We start from the raw sequence: 13766 nt of genomic DNA on the forward strand, positions 1-13766 counted from the left end.
TTTTCCTACATCCGCTCGTTAGTGTTTCCGCACACAGGTTAAGTGTTGCCGCACACATTTGTTGTTTTTAATTTGTTTTTGTAAAATATGTTCTCTACCTTAGGTACATCAATAGTTCATATTGTAATTGTTACTATTGTACTTTCCGACCATATTGTAAAGTCTAAGCCTTATTAGATTTTTGAGTTTCTTGAAAGCTTTTGAAGAGAAGTATCTGATTGTTAGCTTGTATAGAAGTGCTTGAAAATTGTGCTTTATACGGTTGTAGTTTGCCCATAATCCCAGTTGGTAAGAGTAATAGCAGGCGCATCTTATAAGAGATGGTGAAATTATGTTTATAATTCGGCCGATCAATTATGTGATGGTCTAGCTGCTCTCCTGGCCAGGAAGCACTTCTTGGTATTAGGATAATTAAAATTCGTTAGTTTAAATTTCGGCAGGAGCAGGTTGTTAACTTGATCGATTATTTGGTGTTTGCTGAATAAGTTTTATTTATTATATCCTATTTTATATCTGATAATACATATTAAACATTAACCATTTACTTAATCTAAACCAATATGAGAAAATACATTACACTTTTATTTAGTGTCTTGTTGGTGTTTTCGTTCCAGGTGGCATGGGCTCAGCAAGTCATCTCAGGAAAGGTAACCGATGAGAAGCAACAACCGTTGCCTGGCGTTACTGTCTTGTTAAAAGGTACTACCACGGGTACATCTACTGATATAGATGGCGCATACTCGCTGCAGGTGCCAAACGGAAGCGGAACGCTGGTTTTTTCGTTTATAGGCTTTATTACAAAAGAAGTTCCTGTAAGCAACCGTGCTATTATTGATGTAAACCTGGTTTCCGATTCAAAAAACCTGAACGAGGTAGTCGTTACCGCTTTGGGTATTTCTAAAGACCAACGTGCGCTTGGCTATGCCACCAGCACCGTAAGTGCTCAGGAAATAACCCAGGCTGGTAACACCAACTTTGCTTCCGCCCTGTATGGCAAAGCTGCCGGTGTTAAAATTACAACTGCTCCGGGTGGTGCCACCAGTGGTGTAAACGTGCAGATCAGGGGTATCAACTCACTCTCTTTTAACACACAACCATTATATGTAGTAGATGGCGTACTCATTAGGAACAATAACGAACGTGGTGCCAGCGGTAATAACAACGGTGGCTACTGGGACGACCAAAGAATTAGAGGGAATGGTATTTTAGATATAAACCCATCTGATATTGAATCTTTAACTGTGTTGAAAGGTGCCAGTGCCACAGCACTTTATGGTTCTGACGCAGCCAGTGGCGTTATTGTTATCACAACGAAGAAAGGATCGTCCAGACAAGGCCTGGGAGTAGATGTAAACTACACGTACAATGTGGAGAACGTTGCTTTTACACCTAAATACCAGAACATCTACGGGCCTGGCTACGACAGAGCTACAAACGCATCAGTGGGTGCTACACCAGAAGGCTGGATTCCAGTTGACTCAAACGGCGATGGAACTCCTGATGGCATCCGTCCGAATTTCAGATCCTGGGCGCAGTTTGGCCCTAGAATGGAAGGGCAGGAAGTTTACTGGTGGGATGGTACCAGAAGAAACTACACAGCGCAGCCAGATAACTACAAGGAGTTTTACCAGACAGGCTTTAACTCTATCATCAACGCAGCGCTCTCTAACCAAACCGATAAGGCTACTTACCGCCTGTCTTATACCCGCAACGATTATGAAGGTGTACAGCGTGGTGGCAGCATGACCCGCAACACCTTTAACCTGAACAGCACGCTTAAAATAACCGATAAGCTGACTGCTGATGTTGTAGCGAACTATGTGAATAGCTACGTGAAAAACCGCCCGATGCAGATCAACAGGCTCACTGCTTCTTACGACGGATTTTTAGGCCGTTCAGAAGATATGTCGGTTTGGTTAAATAAGTACCAGACATCAGAAGGTTATAAATATGTGCTGCCAACGCAGAGTGAGCGTAACCCACAGGAAGCATTGGCTTATAACGTGAGACCTGAGATACTAAACTTCCTTTGGGGCCAGTTAAGAAACAGAGAAGAAGAATTTGAAGACAGAATTATTACCAGTGCCACTTTGAATTACGAAATTGGAAAAGGCTTTCGCCTCAGAGGCCGCGTAGGTAACGATTATACCAGCCGCTCTATCGAAAGCTTCCAGTACAATGAATACCCGGTTGCCTTTAACCAAAGTAACAGCACGGGTTACTACGGTACCTCGAAAGGTCGTTATGCTACCTTCTACGGCGATGCTTTGCTTTCTTATTCAAAAGATATTACCGAGGATTTTGAGTTTACAGTAAATGGTGGTTTCCAGGGTAGAACAGAAAACTATCGCGACCAGTCTTCCGGCACCAGAGATGGTTTAACTACGGCTAACTGGTTCAGCTTGAACAACTCTTTTAACTTGCCAAACACATCGGCTTCGCGTGCAGATGTAATCAAATATGCGTACCTGGGTACGATGAGCTTTAACTACAAAGATTATTTGTTTATAGAAGGTACTGGCCGTCAGGAATATACCTCTACCTTGCCTTCTTCTAACAACAGCTACTTTTACCCATCTGTTAACGCTGGTTTTGTATTCACCGATGCCATTTCTCTGCCACAGTTTCTGAGCTATGGTAAGCTAAGAGCTTCTTATGGTGTTGTAGGTAATGCGCCGCCTTACTACCAGGCTAATGTTACCTATAGCCAGACACCACTACAAACTATAAATGGTCCGGTTCCTTCGTTAAGCTCTAATTCAATTTACGGAAACGAGTCGTTGGTAGCAGAGAACAAATATGAAAAGGAATTCGGGTTAGATACCAAGATTTTAAATGGCCTGATCGGAGTTGACCTCTCTTACTATACCAGCCGCGTAAAAAATCAGATTCTTCCTTTATCGCTACCAACCAGTGTAGGAGCTACTAGTAGGATATCGAACATCGGTGAAATACGAAGCAATGGCTGGGAGCTAGCCCTGAACGCGGAGCCAATCACTTCCGGTACTATTAACTGGACTACCCGCTTCAATTTTGCCATTAACCGCAGCAAAGTACATAGCCTGACCGACGGACTGGATGAACTGGTGTTCTACGATGCAGAGCAAAGCGCAGTGCGTGTAGTAGCCAGAGTAGGCGAAACAATCGGTGATATCTATGTTTTCCCGCGTGCAACTGATGCGAACGGAAACCATATAATCGGTTCAAATGGCTTATATGTAATCGACAAAACACGTTACGAGAAAGCCGGTAACATTCTGCCAAAAGTAGTTGGTGGTTTCTCTAATACCGTTTCTTTCAAAAACTTCTCTCTAGACTTCCTGGTGGATTACCGTATAGGGGGCCAGATTGTTTCTACTCCTCTTAAATATGCTTACGGTGCCGGTATGTTCGAAAATACCATGCAATACCGCGACGAAGCCAACGGTGGCCTGCCTTATTATGTAGATGGCACTACCAAAGTGCTGCTGCCTAGCCACAATGCAACAGCACCAAATGGCAGCACTGTGTACCACGATGGTGTCCTGTTGGAAGGTGTAACTGCTGAAGGTGAGACCAACACCACTGTTGTAGAGGCGGCTTACTACTACATGAACACCTTTTACTGGGGTGCCGATGCCTGGAATGCCAAAGGCTCCGTGTATGATAACAGCTACATTAAAATGCGTGAGCTGGTATTAGGCTACAACCTGCCACAGAACTTTGCACAGAAAATGAAGTTCCAGAACCTTCGCGTGTCGCTGGTTGGCAGAAACCTGTTCTATTTCTGGAGAACACTCGAGAACCTTGACCCTGAAGCGCCAATTGGCTCACAGTGGTACCGCCAGGGTATAGACGAAGGCTCCAGCGCTGCCACCCGTAGCATTGGCTTCCAGATTAATGCTAGCTTTTAATTACTGGTAAGGGACTTAAAACTTAATTAAGATTTAGTTATGAAGAAGATTTTTATTTATATAGTTACGTTAACAACTGCCTTTACCAGCTTAACGTCCTGTAAAGACCAGTTGGAGGAGAACTTCTACAATCCTGATCAAACGACAAATGCATCGATAGGTGGTTTCTTTACAGAGATGCTCGATAACAACCGGGTGCGCCCTTCTTATTGGGATGTTCGTACGTTTATAGCCATGCAGCCTGGGGTTTACACACAATCGCTGTCTTTCCAGAACTCCAACACCATGTACCAACAGAACCCTGGTTACATCCAGAACCGTTGGGACGATTTTTACAGACCTGGTGGCGATGGCGGTGGTGCCATGGTACATTACCGCGCCATAGAAGCCGCCTATGCGCAGCTGCCTGAAACCGACAAAGCCACTGCAGATATTTTTGTTCAGGCTGCCAAAGTAATTATGCTCGACGAAGCGTCTGAAATGGTAGATATGTGGGGCGATATTCCGTTTAGCGAAGCTGGAAGCCTGGCCGCAACCGGAACTGTAGTACGGCCTAAGTTCGACACAGCAGAAGAAGTATACGCTGCTATCTTTGCTGGCTTGGAAGAAGCATCTGCTTACTTTGCAACTGCCCAGACAAATCCTTCTTTTCAGAAGCAGGACATTATGCTGAGCGGCAACGTAGACAAGTGGAGACGCTATACTAACTCGCTGTTGCTGCGCCTGTACATGCGTACTTCTTTTGTAAGTGAAGGAACAGCTCAAACTAAGATTTTGGCCATGCTGAGCAACCCTGCGCAGTACCCGCTGGTTGATGAAACAAGCCATAACATCCTGTTGGCACCGCTTACAAACTACACCGACAACCTGAACAGCGCCTTAACAGAGATCAATAGCTTCTCAGCACCTGAGTACATGCTGGAAACTGTTTTAAAACCAGCAAACGATCCGCGGATAGATGTGCTGTTCGATAAATATGGCAGAACTGTAAATAATGCCTTTGTGCCGAATACGGAGTTCAAAGCCATGCCAATGAGCCTTGGTGCAGAGGAGCAGGTACAACGAAGAGGCGAATTTGCCATTCTCGATTCAGCTACTTTCCTGAACAACATCAGCATACCTGGAGTAGCCATGACAGCAGCAGAAGTAAACTTCCTGAAAGCAGAAGCTTTTGAGCGTTGGGGAGGCGGAGAGGCAGAAACAGCTTACAAAATGGGTATCCGCCAATCAGTAGAGTTCTATTACTACCTGCACAACCTGAGCACGATTGCAACCGAAACAGCGCCAACTGCTGAGGAAATGACTGAATTCCTGGAAGGTGCTGCCATTGCTTACACTGGAACTGCGCAGGAGAAACTCGGTAAGATCTGGACGCAGAAATGGGTGCACTTCGGCTTTCTGCAGGCGGTGCAAAGCTGGTCTGAGTACAGAAGAACCGGTTATCCGCAACTCACCTTCAGACCTGCCACCTTAGCTGGTTTCGAAACACCTCCGACTCGCTTACTTTACCCAAGCAGTGAGAACGCCTACAACAGCGAGAACTACCAGGCTGTTAGAAGTAAAGATATCCGCACCGGGAAAATTTTCTGGGATGTAAACTAATATAATAGTCAGAAGAGATTGCTAAGCTGACTGCTTGGCAATCTCTTTTTTCCTGCCGCTCACACTCACTTTATTAATTCAGATTTTACAGCAGCCCTACCTTCTCTGAGATGAAAAAAAACAGCTGGTTATTAATTTTCCTATTTTTTACTTTTTATGTTCATGCAAAGGCACAGCCTACGCACCAATTTACCAAAGGCCTTGTCGTAGAAGATTGCCACCTGTACGGTCGGGAAGCACTTTACACAGACCAACTGGCCTATCAACTTTACAATAAAAGCTTGAAAAAGCCTGCGGAAGGAAAAGCCGTCTTTAACGGAAACACCGGAAGTGAAGCCACCTGGCGCACTATTTCGGTAGACAGTACAACAAAATTTAAAGGCAAAGAACTGGCAAATGGCTACTTATACCTGACGTATGAGTCTGATCGTGACCAAACTGCTTTGCTACAGGTTGCCGGCCACAGTATGCTATACTTTAACGGCCAGCCCCGCACCGGCGACATCTACAGCGATGGCTGGTTACGCCTACCGGTGCAACTCAAAAAAGGAACAAACGAAATCTATATAAGAGGGTCCAGGTTTTCGGCCTGGAACGGAATATCTGCTACCTTAGAATTTGCTGCCAAGCCTGTACTGCTTAGTGTAGAAGATCCAACACTGCCCAATGTGGTGCTAGGTGAGCAGCAACAGCCAGTGTGGGGAGCCGTGGTGGTGATTAACGCTACAGCACAGCCTTTAACCAACCTGCAACTGAAAAGCCAGTTAGCCGGTAAAGAACTGGTAACAAACCTGTCCACTGTTCCTGCCATGGCCATCCGCAAAGTTGGGTTTAAAATGGATCCATCGGGTGTGCAGCAAAAAGGAGATCATACAGCGGCTGTCAGCATCCTGCAAAAAGGAAAAGTGCTGGATGCCCAGGAAATTAAATTGGTAGCCGTTGCACCACAGGAGCATTACAGCAACACCTTTGTAAGCGACATAGATGGCAGTGTTCAATACTTTGGTGTGGCGCCACAGAGCCAGAAAACAGCAGAAGGCGCATCAGCTTTGTTTCTTTCTGTGCACGGAGCCGGTGTAGAAGCCAGCGGACAAGCCAGAGCTTACAAACCAAAAGACTGGGGCGTAGTGGTTACACCAACTAACCGCAGGCCGCGCGGCTTCAACTGGGAAGACTGGGGCAGACTGGATGCCCTGGAGGTTTTTGAACTGGCTAAAACAAAATTCAAGCCCGACCCAAAACAAATTTACCTGACCGGCCACTCTATGGGCGGGCACGGCACCTGGTACCTCGGAGCCACGTATCCGGGCAAATGGGCTGCTATTGCGCCTTGTGCCGGTTACCCTACGCTGCGCGAATATGGTTCTGCTGATGGCAAAATTCCGGAAGCAGGCAGAACAGGCATGGAAAGCCTGCTGCTGCAGGCCAGCAACCCAAGCAACGTGCTGGAACTGGCGCAGAACTATAATGCTGGCGGCATTTACATTCATCACGGCGACAGCGATAAAGTAGTGTCTGTGGAATATGCACGGCAAATGAAAGTATTGCTGGCGGGTTTCCATAAAGACTTCAGCTATTACGAGTACCCGGGTGGTTCGCACTGGTTCGGTGATGAGAGCGTAGACTGGAAACCCATCTTCGATTACTTTAAATGGCATACTATTCCCAGCGACAGCGCGGTAAACAAAGTGAACTTCAGCACGGCTAGTCCTGCTATTTCCTCCTCGTACCATTGGGTATCTGTGTTGCAGCAGCAACAAGCCCTTAAGTACAGCCGTGTGCAGCTCGATCGAAATAAAAAGCAGAAGACCATCACCGGCAGTACCGAAAACATCAGTGTACTGAGTTTTGCTTTAGGGGATTTTCAGAAAGGGGAGAAGCTAACAATTACGCTGGATAACCAAGCTCCTGTTACTTATGAAGTTAAGTCTGATGCAGACATCCTGTACCTGCACCACAACGGCAGTACCTGGAAAACAGGAGCGAAGCCGCAACTCAGCAAGCAAAAAGGAGCAGGTAGAAACGGCACTTTAAAGGAGCCTTTCAACCACCGGATGGTATTTGTGTACGGCACAGCTGGCAACCAGGCAGAAAACGAATGGGCCTATAACAAAGCACGTTACGATGCAGAAGTTTGGTATTACCGTGGTAACGGAGCAGTAGATATTATCGCAGATAAGGAGTTCAAAGCAACTGCTTATGCTGATAGAGGTGTGATAATTTATGGCAATGCCACCACCAACAGCGCTTACAAGAAATTGCTGGCCAAGTGCCCTGTGCAGGTGCAGCGCGGCAGCCTGAAAGTTGGTAGCAAAACCTACCAGGGCGATGACCTGGGAGCCTACTTTATGTGGCCGCGTGCCGACAGCGAAGTAGCCTCTGTGGCAGTAATTTCCGGAACAGGCTTAAAAGGCATGCAGGCAGCTGATGCCAACCAGTACTTTGCCGGTGGCAGCGGTTTCCCGGATTACATGGTTTTCTCGCTGGACATGCTGAAAGACGGAGCCAAGGCTGTAAAAGCAGTCGGCTTCTACGGCAACGACTGGAGCATAGAAAAAGGCCAACAGGTAGTGCAGTAGTAGCAGTTGTTGGTTGCTGATTATTAGTTGTTGATTGTTTAATGGTTGTTTTGGTAAACCTTAAAAGATTGCGAGAATCCGCTGCTGGTGCGAACTTGTAGCTCGTACCTTATTTACGGAAAGTACGAGCTACAAGCTCGCACCAACAAGGAAATCGTTCTTTAACCCTTGACACAAAAAGCTCAAAAAGCCTCTGGAAGGGCAAAATCATTAGAATAATTTAGATCATTCAAATCAAGTTAATTTTAACTAATGTATTGCGGCAGGCAGCTACAGAGCAACAGCATGAGCCAGGTGCACAAATTGAAAATAGACTGTCTGAGCGTTCAGCGAGTGGGGGAAGGGGCCCTCGATTTCTATTTTCTTGATTTTTTTGGTTCTTTTTGTATCAAGACAAAAAGAACAAGGAAGCAGGCAATGAAATAGCTTCAGGCCGGAATAGCATCAACGGCAGCTATGCAAACTTAGGCTTCTAAACCAATAGCCGCAGCTACAGGATCTCGCCCATAAGATCCTTTCAGGATGACAAAAAAGGAGTACGTTAGAAAGAGAGAATGTAGAAGATAATCTAAAGTAAAAGATACATAATATAGAATGACAAAAGAGAAGTAAATGCTATTTGCTTCCACACCACAAAAGCTAAAAATTGATTTCGATCTTCAAAGCACTCACCTTGAAGATCTTTACCATCATAAAATAAACCAGTACATGTTTTACCACTACCTGAAGTTTCCATCAGTAAAACGTTTCTTAACACTTTCGCTCCTCATGGCGGGCTTAACAGTACCGGCCCTGGCGCAAGAGCAAGGCGTTCATCATCAGTCAGCGGAATACGAAGCACCTACCGACCCGCTGGTGCAGAAAAAGCTGGAGAAGTGGCAGGACCAGAAATTCGGGATGATTATTCACTGGGGATTGTATGCGGTACCAGGCATCATAGAATCGTGGCAACTGTGCTCCGAAGACTGGATTGAACGCGACAGCACCATCGCTTACGAAGATTATAAGAAATGGTACTGGGGCCTCAGCAAAGACTTTAATCCGGTTAACTTTAACCCGGAGCAGTGGGCGAGTGTGGCTAAAAAAGCAGGCATGCGCTACCTGGTGTTCACGACCAAGCACCACGATGGCTTTAACATGTTCGATACCAAAGAGACTGATTTCAAGATCACGAACGGACCTTTTAAAGATCACCCGAAGGCTAACGTTGCCAAGCATGTGTTCAATGCTTTCCGAAAAGAAGGCTTTATGATCGGTGCTTATTTCTCGAAACCAGACTGGCACACGGAGTATTTCTGGTGGCCGAAGTATGCTACGCCAGACCGAAACGTGAACTACGACATCCGCAAGCACGAGTGGCGCTGGAACCAGTACAAACAGTTTACCTACAACCAGATCAGCGAACTGATGCACGACTACGGCTCCATGGATATTCTTTGGCTCGATGGCGGCTGGGTAAGACCTTCTGAAACCGTGAACGATGAAGTGCGCTCCTGGGGCGCTGCCATTCCGGAGTTTAGCCAGGAAGTAGACATGCCACGCATCGCTACCATGGCGCGGGAGGCGCAGCCGGGTTTGCTCATCGTAGACAGAACGGTTCATGGTCCTTACGAAAATTACCAGACACCGGAGCAACGCGTTCCAGAAAATAAAATAGATAACCCCTGGGAAAGCTGCCTGACCCTGGCCAACAACTGGGGCTATGTGCCAAACGATAAGTTTAAGTCATCTGCAAAAGTGATTCATTCTTTGGTAGAAGTAGTGGCTAAAGGCGGAAGCATGTTGCTGGGCGTAGGCCCGAAACCAGATGGCACGCTGCCTGAAGAAGCTGTGACGCGCCTCGCAGAAATAGGTAAGTGGTTAGATGCTAACGGAGAGGCTATTTACAACACCCGCGCCACCGACCGCTTTCAGGATGGCACTACCTATTTCACGCAAGGCAAAAAAGGCACACGCTACGCCATTGCCCTTCTGCCAGAAAATGCTGCTGCACCTACAGTAGTAGAGTGGACTGGCAATGCCCCGAAAAAAGGAAGCAAGATGAAACTGCTGCAGACGAACAAACAAGTGAAATGGGAAAGAGCAGGCGATAAAATTAAGGTTTTCCTGCCTGCTTCTATGGCCGCTTCGCCTGCTTTGGCTTTTGCCTTTACTGCTGAGTAGCGGCAAGTAACTGAAATTGTGCAGCAATTTTTATGGGAGGAAAAGACTTCCTTTGAAGGAGATCTTGCTGGTATTGTACGCTGGCGCGAGCTTGTAGCTCGTACTTTCTTCCGAGAAATAAGGTACGAGCTACAAGCTCGCACCAGCGACCGACAAGCTTTATAGAGAGGAGCAGACAAAGAAGCTTCTTTCAGCAGGATTAAGATTATTTTTTAATGATGAAATTTTAAAACACAGTTCATGAAGAAATACAGACAGTTGGCTCTTGCCGCTGCCCTGGCCAGCACCTTTTTTTCCTGCTCCACAAGTAGCACGACACCACAAGCCGTTGCGCCTCCACAGCCTGTGTTGCCTGTGCCTACGGAGGCGCAAATGGCCTGGCACGAAATGGAGATGAATGCGTTTGTGCACTTCTCCACCAATACCTTTACCGACCTGGAGTGGGGCTACGGCGACGAGAGTCCGGAAATTTTTAACCCAACGCAGCTCGATGCAGACCAATGGGTGCGGACCTTGAAAGAAGCGGGTTTTAAAGGCGTCATTTTAACGTGTAAGCATCACGACGGATTTTCACTTTGGCCGAGCAAATTCACGGAACATTCTGTAAAGAACAGTCCGTACAAAAATGGAGAGGGCGATGTGGTGAAAGAAGTAGCGGATGCCTGTAAAGCGCACGGCCTGAAGTTCGGTGTTTACCTTTCGCCCTGGGACAGAAACCGGGCTGATTACGGGCAACCTTCTTACATAGAATATTACCGGAACCAGCTCAAGGAGATATTCAATAACTACGGACCTGCTTTCGAAATGTGGTTTGATGGTGCAAACGGAGGTGACGGTTACTACGGCGGCGCCCGCGAAAAACGGAATATAGACCGTGCCACCTACTACGACTGGCCTACCACCTTAGCCTTGGTTAGCCAGGTGCAGCCAAGTCCGAAGGTGCTCTTCTTTAGCGATGGCGGACCGGATTTGCGCTGGTGCGGCAACGAAGCGGGCATAGGCGGAGAAACCAACTGGAACACCATCAGCAACGATACCTTGTTTGCCGGCAAATTTGGTGTGGAAGAACTGCTGAACACAGGTTCTGAAGATGGAAATAAGTGGATACCAGCAGAAGTGAACACCTCTATTCGGCCTGGTTGGTTTTATCATGAGAAAGAGGACACACAAGTAAAAACGCCGGAGCAACTGTTTGACCTGTACCTGACTTCGGTTGGCCGTGGCTCCACGCTGCTACTGAACCTGCCTCCGGATAAACGGGGACTTATTCACGAAAACGATGTGCAGGCGCTGCAAGGCTGGCGAAAGCTGCTCGACCAGGAGTTCAAGACAAATCTGGCAGCAAAAGCGAAGGTAAAAGCTAATACCTACAGAGGCAACGCCAAAGCATTCGCAGCAGCTAACCTAACCGACGGCGACAAAGAAACCTACTGGACTACCGACGACAACGCCACTTCGGGAAGTCTGGAGATCGATTTAGGCAAGGTGCAGCTCGTAAAGTATGTGCTCCTGCAGGAGTATATTAAGCTGGGGCAGCGGGTAAAGGCTTTCTCAGTAGATGTGTGGCAGGAAAATACCTGGAAACCCGTGGCGACTGCTACCACCATCGGCTACAAACGCATTCTAAAACTCGACAATCCGGTTAGCACCAGCAAAATCCGCATCACGATTCAGGATGCCAAAGCCAGCCCTGTTATTTCGGCTGTTGAGGTTTATTAAGATTTACCCTTGGCATTGTTAGCCAAAAATTAGCTCCGGAAGGGCTTTTTCATTCGAATAATTTGATGCTGGATGTTAGTTGCTGCTTGTTGATTGCTAAATGGTTGAATCGTTAAATGGTTGATCTGGTCAAACTTCAAGAGGTTGCGATAATATCCGTGCTGGTGCGAGCTTGTAGCTCGTACCGTTTTAATATACCGAAGAATCGTGGAATGAAAGTACGAGCTACAAGCTCACACCAGCAAGAAAATCGCTCTTTCGACCCTTGACTATTTTGTGACCGAATACCTCCGGAAGGCCAAAATCATTAGAATAATTTAGCAGAAGCTAACGGATCTCGCCCACAAGATCCTTTCAGGATGACAAAAGGAAAGGAAAAGTTAAAATGGAAGAGGAAGTAGGAGTAGCAGCGGGAAGATTGAACAGATTATTAAAAATTGATATCAGATAACAGGACAAATTCAGATAGAATCAACAAAAACGTCCTGCATCAGCATTACTTATTTTACTTATGTTACAACATAAATTAAGATTTTTACTAGGCTTCTGTAGCTGCATTTTTTTGCTGGCACTTGGTGTTAATGCTCAGAAAAAGCTAACATTCGAAATAAAGAACGGCGAGTTCCTGGTCAACGCCAAACCGGTGCAGATTCATTCCGGCGAGATGCATTATGCGCGTATTCCGAAGGAGTACTGGCGGCATCGGCTAAAAATGATGAAAGCCATGGGACTGAACACCGTGGCCACTTATGTGTTCTGGAACTACCACAACACCGCCCCCGGCGTCTGGGATTTCAAAACCGGCAACCGGAACCTGGCAGAGTACATTAAAACAGCGCAGGAAGAAGGCTTGTACGTAATACTCAGGCCAGGACCCTATGCCTGTGCCGAATGGGAATTTGGCGGATACCCCTGGTGGCTGCAGAAGAACCCCGACCTGGTGATTCGTGCCAACAACCAGCCTTTCCTGGACTCCTGCAAAGTGTACATCAACAAGCTGGCAGAGCAGGTAAAAGGGCTGCAGGTAAGCAAAGGCGGACCAATTATTATGACGCAGGTCGAGAACGAATTTGGCTCTTACGTGTCGCAGCGCGAGGATATTCCGCTGGAGGAGCACAAAAAGTACAATGCGGCTATTAAAAAACTGCTGACCCAGGCCGGTTTTGAAGGACCTTTCTTTACTTCTGATGGCACCTGGCTGTTTGAAGGCGGAGCGATAGAAGGTGCGCTTCCAACTGCGAACGGCGAAGGCAACATCGATAACCTGAAGAAAGCTGTGAACGAGTACAATGGTGGCAAAGGTCCGTACATGGTTGCTGAGTTTTACCCGGGCTGGTTAGACCATTGGGGAGAGCCTTTTGTACGCATCGGCTCCGACCAGATTACAAAGCAAACGGAGGTGTACCTCAAAAATAAAGTGCACTTTAATTACTACATGGTGCACGGTGGTACCAACTTTGGCTTCACCTCCGGTGCGAACTACAACGAAGAACACGACATTCAGCCAGATATTACCAGCTACGATTATGATGCGCCTATCAGCGAAGCAGGTTGGGTAACACCAAAATATACTGCCATCCGGGAACTGATGAAAAAGTATGTGGCCTATCCGGTGCCGGAAGTTCCGGCGCAACTGCCTGTCATCACGGTGCCAGCTATTCAGTTTACCAAAACAGTAGATTTATTCGATCTGAAGAAGGATGTAAAGCCTGTTAACAACGACACGCCCCTTTCTTTCGAAGATCTGAACCAGGGGCATGGGTACGTCTTGTACAGCAAACGTTTCAACCAGCCGGTGCAGGGCAAACTG

General features: G+C 46.9%; 6 protein-coding genes. All 6 read left to right on the forward strand.

Annotated elements, in window-relative coordinates; translation table 11 throughout:
• The first annotated feature begins 560 nt into the window (after nucleotides 1-560).
• Entirely contained in the window at nucleotides 561-3893 is a 3333-nt protein-coding gene (locus FVR03_RS15020; protein WP_147922581.1) for a SusC/RagA family TonB-linked outer membrane protein, read from the forward strand.
• A 39-nt stretch (nucleotides 3894-3932) separates the two neighbouring features.
• Nucleotides 3933-5495, forward strand: coding sequence for a SusD/RagB family nutrient-binding outer membrane lipoprotein (locus FVR03_RS15025; protein ID WP_147922582.1), 1563 nt, complete (start codon nucleotides 3933-3935; stop codon nucleotides 5493-5495).
• Between the two features lie 281 nt (nucleotides 5496-5776).
• Nucleotides 5777-8074 (forward strand): alpha/beta hydrolase-fold protein, encoded by a 2298-nt coding sequence (locus FVR03_RS15030; RefSeq protein WP_255474231.1) that lies wholly within the window; start codon nucleotides 5777-5779, stop codon nucleotides 8072-8074.
• A gap of 612 nt (nucleotides 8075-8686) precedes the next feature.
• Entirely contained in the window at nucleotides 8687-10237 is a 1551-nt protein-coding gene (locus FVR03_RS15035; protein ID WP_439651048.1) for an alpha-L-fucosidase, read from the forward strand.
• A 240-nt stretch (nucleotides 10238-10477) separates the two neighbouring features.
• The gene (locus tag FVR03_RS15040; protein WP_147922584.1) at nucleotides 10478-11956 is read left to right on the forward strand and encodes an alpha-L-fucosidase; all 1479 of its coding nucleotides are present in this window, start codon (nucleotides 10478-10480) and stop codon (nucleotides 11954-11956) included.
• A gap of 562 nt (nucleotides 11957-12518) precedes the next feature.
• Nucleotides 12519-13766: glycoside hydrolase family 35 protein (locus FVR03_RS15045; protein ID WP_222707244.1), on the forward strand; the 1248-nt coding region annotated here is incomplete at its 3' end.

Origin of the sequence: Pontibacter qinzhouensis (genome assembly GCF_008017455.1) — a bacterium.
In the GTDB taxonomy this organism is placed as follows: domain Bacteria; phylum Bacteroidota; class Bacteroidia; order Cytophagales; family Hymenobacteraceae; genus Pontibacter; species Pontibacter qinzhouensis.